Source organism: Streptomyces sp. NPDC018045 (genome assembly GCF_044327445.1).
Taxonomy (GTDB): domain Bacteria; phylum Actinomycetota; class Actinomycetes; order Streptomycetales; family Streptomycetaceae; genus Streptomyces.
This window is the reverse complement of the sequence record NZ_JBIRFL010000020.1, coordinates 1-15,509: the sequence shown is the minus strand read 5'-3', so window position 1 is coordinate 15,509 and position 15,509 is coordinate 1. Positions and strand designations below refer to the sequence as shown.

The 15,509-nt window shown below is 74.1% G+C and carries 11 protein-coding genes; 2 read left to right on the top strand and 9 right to left on the bottom strand.

What is annotated here, in order from left to right:
- Positions 1–2 precede the first annotated feature (2 nt).
- The 7 genes from ACH4EB_RS29830 to ACH4EB_RS29800 all read right to left on the bottom strand — a co-directional run bounded on the left by ACH4EB_RS29830 (position 3) and on the right by ACH4EB_RS29800 (position 9,135).
- Complete coding sequence (locus ACH4EB_RS29830; protein ID WP_398351047.1) at positions 3–770, bottom strand: MIP/aquaporin family protein; 768 nt, start codon at positions 768–770, stop codon at positions 3–5.
- 249 nt (positions 771–1,019) lie between these two features.
- Positions 1,020–2,717 (bottom strand): EAL domain-containing protein, encoded by a 1,698-nt coding sequence (locus ACH4EB_RS29825; RefSeq protein ID WP_398351046.1) that lies wholly within the window; start codon positions 2,715–2,717, stop codon positions 1,020–1,022.
- Positions 2,718–2,908: 191 nt separating this feature from the next.
- Positions 2,909–4,099 carry a lipid-transfer protein gene (locus ACH4EB_RS29820; RefSeq protein ID WP_398351044.1) on the bottom strand — a complete coding sequence of 397 codons (1,191 nt, stop codon included), beginning with the start codon at positions 4,097–4,099 and terminating at the stop codon, positions 2,909–2,911.
- Complete coding sequence (locus ACH4EB_RS29815; RefSeq protein WP_398351171.1) at positions 4,089–4,550, bottom strand: Zn-ribbon domain-containing OB-fold protein; 462 nt, start codon at positions 4,548–4,550, stop codon at positions 4,089–4,091. Before ACH4EB_RS29815 ends, ACH4EB_RS29820 begins: the two co-directional genes overlap by 11 nt.
- A 327-nt stretch (positions 4,551–4,877) precedes the next feature.
- A complete protein-coding gene (locus ACH4EB_RS29810; RefSeq protein WP_398351043.1) occupies positions 4,878–5,726 on the bottom strand; it encodes a M15 family metallopeptidase in 849 nt (282 codons plus the stop codon).
- 118 nt (positions 5,727–5,844) lie between these two features.
- Positions 5,845–6,447: a bacteriocin fulvocin C-related protein gene (locus tag ACH4EB_RS29805; RefSeq protein ID WP_398351042.1), complete on the bottom strand. Its 603-nt coding sequence runs from the start codon at positions 6,445–6,447 to the stop codon at positions 5,845–5,847.
- Positions 6,448–6,687: 240 nt separating this feature from the next.
- Positions 6,688–9,135 (bottom strand): TIM-barrel domain-containing protein, encoded by a 2,448-nt coding sequence (locus ACH4EB_RS29800; RefSeq protein ID WP_398351041.1) that lies wholly within the window; start codon positions 9,133–9,135, stop codon positions 6,688–6,690.
- Positions 9,136–9,510: 375 nt separating this feature from the next.
- On the opposite strand from ACH4EB_RS29800, the gene ACH4EB_RS29795 reads away from it, so the two are divergent.
- Together ACH4EB_RS29795 and ACH4EB_RS29790 are read left to right on the top strand one after the other, a co-directional pair.
- The gene (locus ACH4EB_RS29795) at positions 9,511–11,535 is read left to right on the top strand and encodes an acetoacetate--CoA ligase (protein ID WP_398351040.1); all 2,025 of its coding nucleotides are present in this window, start codon (positions 9,511–9,513) and stop codon (positions 11,533–11,535) included.
- Positions 11,536–11,637: 102 nt separating this feature from the next.
- Positions 11,638–12,570: a hypothetical protein gene (locus ACH4EB_RS29790; protein WP_398351039.1), complete on the top strand. Its 933-nt coding sequence runs from the start codon at positions 11,638–11,640 to the stop codon at positions 12,568–12,570.
- A gap of 201 nt (positions 12,571–12,771) precedes the next feature.
- Here ACH4EB_RS29790 and ptsP read toward each other — a convergent pair whose 3' ends face one another.
- Positions 12,772–14,442: a phosphoenolpyruvate--protein phosphotransferase gene (ptsP, locus tag ACH4EB_RS29785; RefSeq protein ID WP_398351038.1), complete on the bottom strand. Its 1,671-nt coding sequence runs from the start codon at positions 14,440–14,442 to the stop codon at positions 12,772–12,774.
- Positions 14,443–14,519: 77 nt separating this feature from the next.
- Positions 14,520–14,969 carry a PTS glucose transporter subunit IIA gene (locus ACH4EB_RS29780; RefSeq protein ID WP_398351037.1) on the bottom strand — a complete coding sequence of 150 codons (450 nt, stop codon included), beginning with the start codon at positions 14,967–14,969 and terminating at the stop codon, positions 14,520–14,522.
- Between the last annotated feature and the right edge of the window lie 540 nt (positions 14,970–15,509).

Genomic DNA, 15,509 nt, shown 5'->3' with positions numbered 1-15,509 from the left:
GATCAGAAGACCGCGGTGAACACCAGGCCGGAGAGCACCGCGCCGATCAGCGGGCCGGCCACCGGGATCCAGGCGTACGACCAGTCGGACGTGCCCTTGTTGGGGATGGGCAGCAGTGCGTGGGCGATCCGCGGCCCCAGGTCGCGGGCCGGGTTGATGGCGTAGCCGGTGGGACCGCCGAGCGACAGGCCGATCCCCACCACCAGCAGGGCGACGAGCAGGACGTTGATGCCGGACCCGTAGACGCCGGCGTCCGCACCGGGCACCTGCCCGATCCCGATGCCCGCGTTCTCGCCGAAGAACAGCAGCGGCAGCACCAGCGCCACGGTCGCGATGATCTCGGTGACGAGGTTGGCGGCCGGGTTGCGGACCTCGGGGGCGGTGGCGAAGACCCCCAGCGTCGGCTGCGCCTTGTCCGCCTCCCTGTTGGCCGCGAACTGCGCGTAGTACAGCGCCCACGCCAGTACGGCGCCGAGCACCGCCCCCACCATCTGCGCGGCGACGTACAGCGGGACCTTCGGCCACGGCGTTCCGTCCGCGACCGCCGAACCCAGCGTCACCGCCGGGTTCAGATGCCCGCCGGACAGCGGCGCGGCGGTGTAGGCCCCGGCGAGCACGCCCAGACCCCAGCCGAACGCGACGACGACCCAGCCCGCCGCCTTCGCCTTGGAGTGGTGCAGGGTGACGGCAGCGCACACGCCGGCCCCGAAGAGGATCAGAAGGGCGGTGCCGATGACCTCACCGACGAAAATGCCCCCGTTGGAATACATGGCGGCTCCTTGTCCCCGGCCGGGGCAGGGTCCCCGGTCCTCCGTGCAGGGTGCGTACTTCCCGTGCCGCGGGGGAGGACGGCGGACGCTCGGCCGCCGCGCCCCGCGCGGCGTCCGCGTCGAGCGTGCCGGTGCGCCGGAACCGCCCCTGGGGAGTCGGGCAGCGCGCACCGCTGCCACGCGGCCGGGTCGCCCGGCTGTGGCGGTGCCGACGGACACCCGGAAGTGTTCACCGCAGGTGACGGGGCGTCAAGGTGCCGGGTGGTACGGCTCTCGGTCCCCGCGCCGCCGGCCCCGGCGTACCTCGTGACCCCGCACGCCGGGCCGTCCCAGCACCCAACTGCTCGCTCCCGTCAGCGCCTTGGCCGCCTTCTTCAGCGGCGCCAGCGCCGCGGCGGCCTGCGCGTGCCCGGTCACGCTGCCCGGCGCGCACACCACCGTCGCCAGCGACAGCGTCACCGGCAGCCCGCCCGCCGACCACGGCGTGTCCAGCACGGCCGCCGCGAACGGCTCCAGATCGTCCGGCGCGGCCAGCACCAGGAAGTCGTCCCCGCCGATGTGCCCCACCCGCGCGGCGGGCAGTTCCGCCGCCGTCCGGGCCAGCGCCTGCCCCACGGCGCGGATCAGCGCGTCCCCCGCCGCGAATCCGGCCCCGTCGTTGACCTGCTTGAACCCGTCCACGTCCAGCCAGCACAGCGCGAACGCCCGGCTGTCCGCGATCCGCCGGTCCACCTCCGCGTTCACCGCGTCCGAACCGGGCAGCCGGGTCAGCGGGTTGAGCCGCGCCGCCTCCTCGACCCGGCTCTCGGCCAGCGCCCGCAGGATGTCGGCGAGGTGGACGACCCCCATGCAGCGGCCCTGTTCGTCCACCACCGCCACGTCGTCACCGGTCCGGTCGCGGTCGCCGTCCGTGACCACGTCCAGCACCTCCCAGGCGGTGGCGTCGGCGCCGACCGTACGCGGCCGGTCGGCCAGCCGCAGCGCCGGACGGTCGGCGTACAGCGCGTGCCCGTACCGGCCGGACAGCGACAGCAGGAAACGGTCCCGGTCGATGGCGCGTACGGGCACCCCGTCGGGGTCCACCAGCAGCACCCCCGAGACCCCCGGGAACCCCGTCAGATGACTGCGCACCGCCCCTGCCGAGGCGGACATCGGCAGCAGCGCGGCGGGCTGCAGGAACCGCGTCACGGGTGGCCCGGCCGCACCGGCCGCGCCGCCACCGGCGTAACCGCTCGCCACCGGCCCGTACCCGTCGCGCGGTTCCGGCAGATACACATCGGCCGCCGGCCGCCGGGCGGGCGGCGCGAACAGGAACCCCTGCGCGAGCTGCGCCCCCGCCGCGCGCACCGCCGCGTACTGCCGCTCCGTCTCCACCCCCTCCACCGCCAGCACGCTGCCCAGCACCTCGCACAACTGCCGCATCGCGGCCACGGCGGCCCGCCCGCCCCGGTCGTCGTCCAGCCCCGCGCACAGCGAGGCGTCCAGCTTCACCAGGTCGGGTGCGAGATCACCGAGCAGCCGCAGCGGCAGGTCCCCGTCACCGACCCCGTCCGCGCCGACCCGGTACCCGTCCTGCCGCAGCCCCGCCACCGCCTCCAGCAGTGCCCGCCGCGGTACGTGCGTGAACGGCCCGCCGACATCGATGGTGATCTCCCACGGCCGGCGGCCCACGTCGTGCACCGCCTTGCGCAGCGCGGTCAGGCCCGGCAACTCGGCGAGGGTCGCGGCGAACACGTTGACGTGCAGCGGCAGCAGCGTCTCCTGCTGCGCGGCCGACCGTACGGCGAGCCCGGCCAGCCCGGCGTCCAGGTCGGCGGAGCGCCGGGCCGCCGTCAGCACGTCGCCGCTTTCGGGGCGGGCGAGTATCTCCAGGGCGGCGACCGAACCGGTCGCCAGGTTCACGACGGGCTGGAAGGCGAATCGGAGCTGGTCCGTCCAGGCAGGCACGGCAGCAGAATGCCCACTCGGAGCGCGTACGGCGCGTGGTTCACGCACTGTTCACGCACCCTTCCGGCGCACTCGAACGGGCACTCGTGGCGCTCGCGTGCCGCGCCGCCTCATCCGCGTTCCCCGCGCGTCACCATCGGCAGCGGCGGGCCGTCACCCGACCGTCTCCCCGTCGGCTCACCCCGCTGCGGTCACCGCACCGCGATCACCGCCGAGCCGTGCCCGAACAGTCCCTGGTTCGCGGTGATCCCGGCCCGGGCGCCCGGCACCTGCCGCGCTCCGGCCTGCCCGCGCAACTGCCAGGTCACCTCGCATACCTGCGCGATCGCCTGCGCGGGCACCGCCTCCCCGAACGACGCCAGACCGCCGCTCGGGTTCACCGGCAGCCGCCCGCCGAGCGCCGTCGTCCCGTCGCGCAGCAGCCCCGCGCCCTCGCCCTCGGCGCACAGCCCCAGGTCCTCGTACCACTGGAGCTCCAGCGAGGTGGACAGGTCGTACACCTCCGCCAACGACAGGTCGCCCGGCCCGAGCCCCGCCTCCTCGTAGGCGGCGCGGGCGATGGAGGGCCGGTAGGCGACCGGCGGTTCCGGGACGGCGACGGCCGCATCGGTCGCGATGTCCGGCAGGTCCAGGTCCGTACGGGGATAGCGCGGCGTCACGGTGGAGACCGCCCGGATACGCACGGGATCGCGGACGCCCCGCCGGTGCGCGTAGCCCATGCCGCACAGGACCAGCGCCGCCGCCCCGTCCGACGTGGCGCAGATGTCCAGCAGCCGCAGCGGATCGGCGACCACGGGCGACGCGGCGACCTCCGCCGCCGTCACCGGCTTGCGGTACCGCGCGTACGGGTTGAGTACGCCCGCCGCCGCGCTCTTCACCTTCACCCGCGCGAAATCCTCGGTGGTGTCCCCGTACAGCGCCATCCGGCGCCGCGCGTACAGCCCGAAGTAGGCGGGATTGGTCGCGCCCAGCAGCCGGAAGCGCAGCCAGTCGGGATCGTCGGGCCGGTCGCCGCCCGCCGGGGCGAAGAAGCCTTTCGGCGCCGCGTCCGCGCCCACCACCAGCACCACGTCCGCGAGGCCCGCGAGGATCTGCGCCCGTGCGGTGGCGATGGCCTGCGCTCCGGAGGCGCAGGCCGCGTAGACGCTCGCCACCCGCGCGCCCTGCCAGCCCAGCGCCCGCGCGAACGTCGCGCCCGCCACGTACCCCGGATAGCCGCCGCGCACGGTGTCCGCACCGACGACCGACTGCACATCGGCCCACTCCAGCCCCGCGTCGGCCAGTGCCGCCCGGGCCGCCACCGTCCCGTACCCGACGAAATCGCGTCCCCATTTGCCCCAGGCGTGCATCCCCGCCCCGAGCACGACGATGTCACCGCTCACGGCCGCCTCCCGCCCCGTCCGGCGCCACGGGCCGCCACCACCACGTGGTCCACACGGTTTCCGCGTCCTCGTCGAGCACCCCGGGAACCAGCTCGACCGCCATACCGACCGCGAGATCCGCCACGGTCACATCCGGCGCGGTCTGCCCCAGCACCACCATCCGCTCCGCCGCCAGCTCCACCGCGACCAGGGTGCGCGGCCACCAGGGCACTTCGGGGTCCGATACGTAGGGCGGCGGCGGCCGGTAGCGCCCGTCCGTGTACGACCACACCGTGCCGCGCGGCGACAGCGGCACCTCCGTCAGCTCGGTCCCCGCGCAGCCGGGATTTCGGCAGAAGACGTCCTCACGCGGGAAGAAGACACTCCCGCAATCACCGCACCGGGTCCCCAGAAGCCGGAACTCCACCGGATCCCGCCCCTCACCCGGGTCGGTGAACCACCCCGGCACCACCGGCCTGCGCGCACGTCGTCCCACGGCCCCTCCCGGGCCCGTCAACAGGTAGCCCACGACGGCTACCTGACGGGCCGTCAGGAGTGTGCCACGCGTCGAACGCCCCGCGGAACCCACCCGACGGCCCCGCCTCCGCCAAACGAGGGAGGATCACGCCGTTCCGTACGGTCCCGGCTGAACCTGATCCCACCGCACAGCGTCCACCAAGGCAGCGCCCGGACGGGGGCAGGGGCGGGCCGGGGCGCGGGATCCACGGGGGTGGTTCCGCGCCCCGGCTTCCCCTGTTCGGTGCCCGTCGCTAGGTGCCCTCCGCTCAGGGCCCGTCGATCAGCACCCGTCGCTCAGCGCCCGCCGCGACACCGGAAAGTCGAAATACGTGTCAGGGAACGTCTCCGGCGTGAGCGTGTAGTGCCACCACTCCTTGTCGTAATTCCGGAACCCGGCGCGCTCCAGCCCCTGCTTCAACAGCAGGCGGTTCGCCCGCTGCCGGCCCTGCACGCGCGGGTCGAGGGTGTGCGCGAGCGTGTCGAAGCAGTCAAAGCCGGTGCCCATGTCGAGCGAGTTGTCGGGGAACCGCGCCGCCTTCGGCGCGTAGCACTGCGTCAGCGGCTCCCCGGGGACATAAGGGCGGGTGGGCAGGCCCGGCAGCGGTACCAGTGTCAGGTCGACGGTGCTGCCCCGGCTGTGTCCCGACTTCTCGGCGATGTAGCCGTCACGGAAGAGGGTCGACTTGTCGATCCGTGGATAGAACTCGCCCTTCATCCGCTGGTCGTTCACGTCCTTCGCCCAGTCCACGAAGTGGTCCACGGCGCGCTGCGGCCGGTAGCAGTCATAGACCTTCAGCGTGTAGCCACGGCGGAGGAAGGAGACCTGGGCCCGGTGCAGGGCGCGCGCCGCGTCCCGGGTCAGGACGCACATCGGCTGTCGATAGCCGGTGACCGGTACGCCCATGAAGGTGTGCGGGGTGAAGTAACGCATCTCCTGGCGGATCGTCGGGTCCACGTCGCGCAGCGCGACGAATTCCGGGGGCGCTGTCGCCGTCGTACCGGTAGCGGCGGCGGTGCCGCCGGAAGGCCGCGGCGCGGCGGCCACCCCTGGCGGCGCGGTGCCGGTGGTCAGGGCGAGGGCGGTGGCGGCAACGGCGAGGCCGCGCAGCGCGGCAACGTGTCTCGGCATGGGACTCGTCTATCACCGGCGCCGTGCCGTAGGTAAGAGCTTCCCGGCTCCTGGGCCCCGCCTGCCCCCGGCCCCGGGCCGCGCGGATGATCGGCCGACCCGGGGCCGGGGAAAGGGCTCAACAGGAAATGCAGGCGCAGAAGCCGTCGCTCGGATAGCGCCAGAGATAGCCGCAGGACCGCTGGTAGACGCGGCAACTGCACCGGCCTTTCATACACGGATTGTCGTGGCAGGCGCTGCTGGGACAGTAGTTGGATTCGACGCTGCAATTGCAGTTCAGGGCCTTTGCGCCGCGCCGGCCGGCGGGGTCGACGGGGCCGAGCGTCGCGAACAGCAGGTTCGCCTCCTCGGGCCCGAAATGCCGTGCGGCGGACTCGCGGAGAGTCCGCTCGTCCGCGCCGGGGCCGGCGACCCGGTCGAAAGCGAAACTGGATTCCCGGGCGGCGATGTGATGCACCTTTTCGAGCACGCCGCTCTGCTCCGGGGTGAGGTCGGGGTGGGTCCGGCGGTACCGCGCGAGTTGCTCCACCCAGAGCCGGCTGCGGGCCGCGGGCGGCAGCGCGGCCCAGATGGCCTGCCGGTAGTGCATGGGGTGGGCGATCAGCGCGTCGTAGGTCTGCGGGAGGCTGTCGCGGAGCGCCTCGGCCCACCGCTGCGACTCGTCGCTCCCGGCGGCCGCGGCGCTCGCCGCCGTCCTCCCCGTCCCGATGAGGAGGCCCACGGCGGCCGCGGCGCCGCCGGCGAGCCGGAGGAACTGCTTGCGTCCCGGCCCGTGGCGGCCGGCGCAGGTCGTTGAGGGCGCCGACCGTACGGATCGTCGCGCGCGGCCCCAGCCTCCGGACGAGGGCCACGGCCATTCCCGGGCCGACCCAGGCGCGTACCCGATCCGGCCCCACGCGCGGGAGTGTCGGGGCCCAGGGCGCTTGATCACCGAGGCTCTCCATACGCCACCGATGAACGTTCACCCCCGGCCACCACCGTCAGGCAGTCCGCCCGGCAGTCCGCGCACCCGCACCCGGTAGCCGATCTCGCCGCCGCCCTGCCGCTCGACGACCACCTCCCCGCCCTCCAGCCGCGTCTCGAAACGCTCGACCGTCGGCCGCTGCCAGCCGTCACCGGCGTCCGGTACGACCAGGCCGCCACCACTGCGGCCCTCCTCCGGGGCCCACACCTCCAGCTCCGGCGTACCGTCCGGGCCCGCCACCGGCAGCACCGCACCGGCCCGCGCCAGCACCGGAATCCGCGACAGCGGCGCGTCCAGCAGTACCTGCCCGGGGCCGTCGTACGCCGCTCCGTCCGCCGTGTCGTACCAGCGCCCGCGCGGCAGCCGCACCGCCCGCCGCGTCACCCCGGGCCCCAGCACGGGCGCCACCAGCAGCGCGTCGCCCAGCAGGAAGGCGTCCTCGCAGTCGCGCAGCTTCCGGTCCTCGGGCGTGTGCCACCAGACCGGGCGCACATACGGCGCCCCGGACAGCCGCGCCACCTGCGCGAGCGTCACGAAGTACGGCAGCAGCCGCGCCCGTTCCAGCAGCGCCGCCCGCGCGTGCTCCAGCACCTCGGGCCCGTACTCCCACGGCTCCCGCCGCCCCGCGTACTTCGCCGAGTGCGTACGGAACAGCGGCAGGTACGCGGCCGCCTGGAACCACCGCAGATACAGCTCCGGCGCCGGCACCCCGGAGAACCCGCCGACATCAGGCCCGCTGTACGGCACCCCGCACAGCCCCATGCCCACCACCAGCGACAGGGAGGCCCGCAGCCCCGGCCACCCGGTCGCCACGTCACCCGACCACGTCCCCCCGTACCGCTGCATCCCCGCCCACCCCGAGCGCGAGAACAGGAACGGGCGCTCCTCGGGACGCAGTTCCCGCAGGCCGTCGTACCCGGCGCGCGCCATCGCCAGCCCGTACACGTTGTGCGCCTCCCGGTGGTCACCGCCCCGGCCCTCCAGCGCGTGCCGTGCCGAACGCGGCAGTGACGGATCGCCGAACGCCGCGAACGACACCGGCTCGTTCATGTCGTGCCACACCCCGGAGAAGCCCTGCGCCAGCCGCTCCGCGTACAGACCGCCCCACCACTTGCGCGCCCGCGCGTCCGTGAAGTCCGGGAACACCGCCGCGCCCGGCCACACCACGCCCCGCACCTCCCGGCCCCGCGCGTCCCGTACGTACGCGTCCGCCGCGGCCCCGCCCTCGTACACCGCGTTGCCCGGCTCGGCCTTCACCCCCGGATCGACGATCGACACCAGCCGCACCCCCTCCGCGCGCAACTCCCGCGCCAGCCCGGGCAGGTCGGGGAAGGCCGTGCGGTCGACGGTGAAGACCCGGTGGCCGTCGTAGTGGTCGATGTCCAGATGCACGGCGGACAGCGGCAGCCCGCGCTCCTGATAGCCGGAGACGATCCGCCGCACCTCCGCCTGACCGCCGAAACCCCACCGGGCATGCTGCGGACCCAGCGCCCAGCGCGGCGGCAGCGCCGGCGCCCCGGTCAGCGCCGTCCAGCCGAGCAGGACGCGGGCGGGCGTACCGACCAGGACCCAGTACCGCACCGGCCCGCCGTCCATCCGCAGCTCGGAGCAGCCCGGCCGGTCGTGTCCCGAGCCCGCGCCCTCCGTGCCTTCGCGCAGCGTCACCGCGCCGTCCCAGGAGTTGTCGTGGAAGACCAGGTGCGTACCGGCGTCCGCCACCACGAACTGCACCGGCATCGTCACGGACAGCGGATCGTCGCCCGGCACGAACGCGCCGCCCGGATCGGTGTTCCACAACCGGTACGTGCCCCCGCGCAGCCGCGGCCCCGCCGACCGGCCGCCCAGCCCGAAGAACCGGGCATCCGCGGCCACCTCGGCACGCTGCACCCACCGGGAGTCCCCGGGCCGCTCGCCCGGCGCGCCGCCCGCGTCGCCGGGCGCCCGGTCCCACCACCGCGGCGGCAGCTCCCGCCGCAGCACCACACCGCCCGGCGTGCGCACCGCCACCGCGCCGTGCCGCGACACCGTCACCGTCACCCGCTCCGACACCACCCGCCAGCCGCCCTCCGTGTCGGGCTCCAGCACCGCCCGCGCGTCCGGCTCCGGGCACGCCCCGGCCAGCGCGTACGACGGCTCCGGCGCCGCGCCGTCCCAGCCGCAGAACACCGCGCCGCCCGCTGCCACCCGCACCCGCAGCGACGAGCGCGCGAAATGCACCACCCCGCCGCCCGGCCGCGGCTCCGCGCGCACCACCACCCCCGGCACCCGCGCCCGCTCCCGGCCACCCCGCGGCAGCCCCAGCGCGTCCGCGCGGCGCCGCCGCCACGCCGACCGCCACGTCCGCAGCCCCCGCACCGATCCGAGTGCCCTGACGGCCCGGACCGCGCCGGCCGCCCCGTCCCCTAGCGGCCACCGCGCCGACCCCACCTGATCACGCCCGTCCATGCTGCTCAGCCTGCCACCGACGGTCCGCCGCGGGCGCGCCGTTCAGCCGCCGTTCACTCGGGAACCACCAGAACTCCGCCCCCGGCACACCGATGGCGGCCGGGCCGCCCGCCCCGGCCGCCGGATCCCGCTCCCGCCCACGCGCGCACGGCCGCTCCCGCCCACGCGCGCACGGCCGCTCCGGGCCCGCGCCCGCGGCCCGGATATGAGGCCGCCCCTGGCGCACAAGTCGATCACGTGGCATCGTCCTGCCCAGCCGTGTCACACGCACGCGCCCCCGCGCTGCGCCGGGGTGACCCCCCGCCGTACGGGGACACCGCGTACCGCACGCCCACACCGCGTCCACGCAACGCCGCGTACAGCCGGGAGCCGATCATGACCACCGCACCGCAGTCCGCCCCGCAACCGGAACCCCTGTGGCAGCCCGGCCCGGACCGCATCGCCGGCGCCCAGCTCACCCGGTTCCACGACTGGGCGGCCACCCACCACGGCGCCCCCGCCCGCACCGCCGACGACCCGGTGGCGGACTACGCCGCGCTGCACCGCTGGTCCGTGACCGACCTGCCGGGCTTCTGGCAGGCCGTCGCCGCCTGGTTCGACGTCCGCTTCACCACCCCGTACGAGACCGTCCTCGCCGACCGCGCGATGCCCGGCGCCCGCTGGTTCCCCGGCGCCACCCTCAACTACGCGGAACACGCGCTGCGCGCCGCCGAGGACCCGGCCCGCGCCGACGCGCCCGCCCTGCTGTACGTGGACGAGACCCACGACCCCGCCCCTGTCACCTGGTCCGCGCTGCGCGCCCAGGTCGGCTCCCTGGCCGCCGAACTGCGCCGCCTCGGTGTCCGCCCCGGCGACCGCGTCAGCGGCTACCTGCCCAACGTCCCGCAGGCCGTCGTCGCCCTCCTCGCCACCGCCGCCGTCGGCGCCGTCTGGACCTCCTGCGCCCCCGACTTCGGCGCCCGCAGCGTCCTGGACCGCTTCCAGCAGGTCGAGCCGGTCGTACTGTTCACGGTCGACGGCTACCGCTACGGCGGCAAGGAACACGACCGCCGCGACACCGTCGCCGAACTCCGCCGCGAACTGCCCACCCTCCGCGCCGTCGTCCACGTCCCCCTCCTGGGAACTCCCGCCCCCGAAGGCGCCCTGGAGTGGTCCGACCTGACCTCCGCCGCCACCGAACCGGTCTTCGAACAGGTCCCCTTCGACCACCCCCTGTGGGTGCTGTACTCCTCCGGCACGACCGGCCTGCCCAAGGCCATCGTCCAGTCCCAGGGCGGCATCCTGATCGAACACCTCAAGCAGGCCGGCCTGCACTGCGACCTCGGCCCCGACGACCGCTTCTTCTGGTACACCTCCACCGGCTGGATGATGTGGAACTTCCTCGTCGCCGGCCTCCTCGTGGGCTCCGCGATCGTGCTCTACGACGGCAGCCCCGGGCACCCGGACACCGCCGCCCAGTGGCGGATCGCCGAACGCACCGGCGCCACCCTCTTCGGCACCTCCGCCGCCTACGTGATGGCCTGCCGCAAGGCCGGGGTGCACCCGGGACGCGACCTGGACCTCGCCACCGTCAGGTGCGTCGCCATCACCGGCTCCCCGCTGCCGCCCGACGGCTTCCGCTGGCTGCACGACGAGGTCGCCGCCGACCTGTGGATCGCCTCCGTCAGCGGCGGCACGGACGTCTGTAGCTGCTTCGCCGGCGCCGCGCCGACCCTGCCCGTCCACATCGGCGAACTCCAGGCCCCCTGCCTCGGCACCGACCTCCAGGCCTGGGACCCGCACGGCAAGCCGCTGACCGACGAGGTCGGCGAACTCGTCGTCACCAACCCCATGCCGTCCATGCCCATCCGCTTCTGGAACGACCCCGACGGCACCCGCTACCACGACAGCTACTTCGACACCTACCCCGGCGTCTGGCGGCACGGCGACTGGATCACCCGCACCGGCCGCGGCACCGTCGTCATCCACGGCCGCTCCGACTCCACCCTCAACCGCCAGGGCGTACGGATGGGCTCCGCCGACATCTACGAGGCCGTCGAACGCCTCCCGGAGATCCGTGAATCCCTCGTCATCGGCCTCGAACTGCCCGACGGCGGCTACTGGATGCCGCTCTTCGTCCACCTCGCGCCCGGCGCCACCCTCGACGACGCGCTGCGCGACCGCATCAACCACACCATCCGTGCGCAGTGCTCCCCGCGCCACGTCCCCGACGAGATCATCGAGGCCCCCGGCGTACCGCACACCCTCACGGGCAAGCGGATCGAGGTCCCGGTCAAGCGCCTCCTCCAGGGCACCCCGCTGGAGCGGGCCGTCAACCCCGGCTCGGTCGACAACCTCGAACTCCTGCGGTTCTACGAGCGGATCGCCGCCGAGCGCGCCGCCGCCGAGCGTGCGCGGTAGCGGTGTGAGCCGTCGCGGACGGCCGTTGTCAGACCCCCCGATTACTCTCGGTGACGAGTGAAGCTCGTGGAGCGAGCAGCACACACCGACCGAGGGGGAGTCATGACCACACCGTCCCGACGCACCACGCACACCGCCCCGAGCGGGCCCGCCGCCGCACGCCGCATGCTGCGCCGCGAAATCCCCAGCACCGCCGCCGTCCTGGCGGACGCTCAGGACTTCGCGGCCATGCGCCGCTACCGCACCTTCCCGTTCGACGACCACACCGCCTACCTCCAGCAGATGGAGACCCTGCTGCGCTCACTGACCGCCCAGGGCATCCACACCACCGTCGCCCTCTTCGACCCCGTCGCGTACGAGACGTTCTGCACGGACACGGACCTGGACCCCGACCGCCCCGACAGCCGCTCGCGCTACACGGCCGAGCTGGCCTGCACCGGCGCCACCCTGCCGTACACGGGCGAAGCCCTGTCCCGGCTGCTGCCCGCGCTCATCGACGAGGCGGAACGCCAGGCGACCTGGGACCGCGCCACGGCACTCCTCGCCCGCACCGGGGCCTGCGCGGACTGCGGCGAGGACCTCGCGCGGGCCGCCTTCGCCCGCGCCTCCCGCGCGGTCACCAGCCTGCTGGACACCCTCGGCGACGGCACCCACCACCTGGTGTGCAGCGTCCCCGCGAGCGGCGCCCCGCTCCTCGCCGTGCTGCGCGCCGACTCCCGCGACGACGGACGGCTGGAGCTGTCCGAGGCCGCGACCCTCGTGTTCTGCACGGTTCTCGCCGTCGGCGTCGCCCTGCGCAGCCCCGGCGGCATCGTGTCGCGTACGGCCGAGGCCGCCGGGCGCGACACGGTCCGCGGCTGGGCCCTGCGCGACGCCTGGCTGCACCCGCTCAGCGCCGCGGAGGTCTTCACGGCCTACTGCACCGACGCGGACACCGGCGAGCCCGTCCCGCCCGAGCCCGGCGTCGACTACCACCCGGGCCTCGCCCTTCCCGACCCACCACCGACGGACGGCCAAGACCACACCCACCACTGACGCGGCGGCACCTGTCAGAGAGAGGAGGCACGGGGGCAGGGGGCGGTACCCGGGGGTGACCGGGCCGGTCCGGTGGGGTGCGCTCGGCCGGAACGCCGGACGGCCGCCCCGCCACAAAGGCGGGACGGCCGTCCGTACCAGCGTTCTGCTGTGCGGGTGCAAGGTCCGGCCGGGCACTGCCGGGCCGGACCTTGCCGGGGGTCACTCCCCGGAGAGCACCGCCTGCGCGGCGGCGCGCGCGTCCTCGGCGGTGTCCGCGGCCCGCGCCGCGGAGGCGGCGCGCTCGCACTGCGCCAGCGTGTGCTTCGCCAGCGTCGCGCGCACATACGGAATCGACGCCGCGCCCATGGACAGGCTCGTCACGCCCAGACCCGTCAGCACACAGGCCAGCAGCGGATCGGAGGCCGCCTCACCACAGACACCACAGCTCTTGCCCTCGGCCTTCGCCGACTCGGCCGAGAGCGCCACCAGGTCGAGCAGCGCCGGCTGCCACGGGTCCTGCAAGCGCGAGACCGCACCGACCTGACGGTCGGCGGCGAAGGTGTACTGCGCCAGGTCGTTGGTGCCCAGCGAAAGGAACTCGACCTCCTGGAGGATCGACCGGGCGCGCAGCGCCGCGGACGGGATCTCCACCATCGCGCCGAACTTGGCCTGCAGCCCGGCCTCGCGGCACGCGTCCGCGAACGCCTTGGCGTCGGTGCGGTCGGCCACCATCGGGGCCATGACCTCCAGGTAGACCGGCAGCCCCGCGGCGGCCTCGGCCAGCGCGGCCAACTGGGTACGGAGCACCTCGGGGTGGTCCAGCAGCGTCCGCAGACCCCGTACGCCCAGCGCCGGGTTCGGCTCGTCGCCCGGCGTCAGGAAGTCCAGCGGCTTGTCCGCGCCCGCGTCCAGCACCCGCACGACGACCCGGCCCTCGGGGAAGGCCTCCAGCACCTTGCGGTACGCCTCGGCCTGCTTCTCCTGCGACGGCGCCTTCTTGCTGTCGTCGAGGAAGAGGAACTCGGTACGGAACAGCCCGACGCCCTCGGCGCCCGCCGCCACGGCCGCCGGCACGTCCGAAGGACCGCCGACGTTCGCCAGCAGCGGCACCTTGTGCCCGTCCGACGTGGCACCCGGGCCACTCGAAGCCGCCAGCGCCGCCTTACGGGCCTGCGCCGCCTGCTCCAGCTCCGCGCGCTTCTCGGCGCTCGGGTTCACGAAGATCTCGCCCGTGCTGCCGTCCACGGCGACGACGGTGCCCTCGACCAGCTCGCCCGCGCCCGGCAGCGCGACCACGGCCGGCACCCCCAGCGCCCGCGCGAGAATCGCGCTGTGGCTGGTCGGCCCGCCTTCCTCGGTCACGAACCCGAGCACCAGCGTCGGGTCCAGCAGCGCCGTGTCGGCCGGCGCCAGGTCCCGCGCGATCAGTACGTACGGCTCGTCGCTGTCCGGCACACCCGGCATCGGCACGCCCAGCAGGCGCGCGACGATGCGGTTGCGCACGTCATCGAGGTCCGCGACCCGCCCGGCCAGGTACTCCCCGGCTCCCGCGAGCAGCGCCCGGTACGCGGCGAAGGCGTCGTACACCCCGCGCTCGGCGGTGCTGCCGACGGCGATGCGCCGCTCGACGTCGGCCATCAGCTCGGGGTCCTGGGCCATCATGGCCTGGGCCTCCAGCACGGCCTGGGCCTCGCCGCCCGCCAGATTGCCCCGCGCGATCAGGTCGGCAGCCACAGCTTCCACGGCCTTGCGGGCACGCCCCTGTTCGCGCTCCGCTTCCTCGGCCGGAATCTGCTTGGCCGGCGGTTCCAGGACCGCCGTGCCCATGTGCCGCACCTCGCCGATCGCCACACCGTGGCTCACGCCGACGCCTCGCAGCGTTGTCTCCATCTCACCCGTCTCCGGTTGGTGCGGCGGTCACTGCCGCCGCGGTGGTTGTCGTACGTGCCGTCAGGACGGCGGCGGGGCTACTGCCAGCCGAAGAGCTGCTCGCCGGCCTTGACTTCGCCGTCCTCGACGACGTCGCCGAGGGAGTCGGCGGTCGCCTCCAGGGCGACGACCGGGCAGACCGGCGACTTGCCGGCCTCCTCGACGGCGGCCGGGTTCCAGCGCACGACGGCCTGGCCGCGGGTGACGGTGTCGCCCTTGTTGACGAGCAGGTCGAAGCCTTCGCCGTTGAGCTGCACGGTGTCGATACCGAGGTGCGTCAGCACGCCGTGGCCCTCGCTGTCGACGACGACGAACGCGTGCGGGTGCAGCGAGACGACGACTCCGTCGACGGGCGACACGGCCTCCGACGGCTCACGCACGGGGTCGATGGCGGTACCGGGACCCACCATCGCGCCGGAGAAGACCGGGTCGGGCACGGCCGCGAGTCCGATGGCGCGTCCAGCGAGCGGGGACGTCACGGTGGTCATGGGAGTCCTCCCAGGGGTGGAGATCTTTCAGGCCGCCGTCACTACCTGTCCTGGACGGCGCACCGGTCAGAGCGTAAGTCATAAGAAGTGAGGGTTCCGCACGCGCAACACCGCCCCCGGAGCAGTGGCCCCCGGGGAATCGATTTGCCCCGCCCGGCCCAGCGCTGTACTGTCTGACACCTACCCCGGTTCGACAGAACGCGATCACATCGCAAGCGGACAGCGGGTGGCACTCCTTCAGAACTGATCGAGATTTTCGACTCCGTTTCTGCATGTCTGCGGAAAACACGGCGGTACGGAAGAACGAAAAGGCCTGATAGAGTGGTGGAACACCGAAGGGAAGCGCCCGGAGAGCCTGGTGAGACAGGCACAAAGGAAGCGTCCGTTCCTTGAGAACTCAACAGCGTGCCAAAAGTCAACGCCAGATATGTTGATACCCCGTCCGCCGGCAGCAGCCGGGGGATGAGGTTCCTTTGAAAAAGCCCACCGGCACTTTCGGGTGCGGGTGGCACACACAGCGAGGACGCTGTGAACGGGAAG

Coding starts and splice junctions, on each gene's coding strand:
- ACH4EB_RS29830 (WP_398351047.1), bottom strand. CDS start 770: ATGTATTCCAACGGGGGCATTTTCGTCGGTGAGGTCATCGGCACCGCC.
- ACH4EB_RS29810 (WP_398351043.1), bottom strand. CDS start 5,726: ATGCCGAGACACGTTGCCGCGCTGCGCGGCCTCGCCGTTGCCGCCACC.
- ACH4EB_RS29800 (WP_398351041.1), bottom strand. CDS start 9,135: ATGGACGGGCGTGATCAGGTGGGGTCGGCGCGGTGGCCGCTAGGGGAC.
- ACH4EB_RS29795 (WP_398351040.1), top strand. CDS start 9,511: ATGACCACCGCACCGCAGTCCGCCCCGCAACCGGAACCCCTGTGGCAG.
- ACH4EB_RS29790 (WP_398351039.1), top strand. CDS start 11,638: ATGACCACACCGTCCCGACGCACCACGCACACCGCCCCGAGCGGGCCC.
- ptsP (WP_398351038.1), bottom strand. CDS start 14,442: ATGGAGACAACGCTGCGAGGCGTCGGCGTGAGCCACGGTGTGGCGATC.
- ACH4EB_RS29780 (WP_398351037.1), bottom strand. CDS start 14,969: ATGACCACCGTGACGTCCCCGCTCGCTGGACGCGCCATCGGACTCGCG.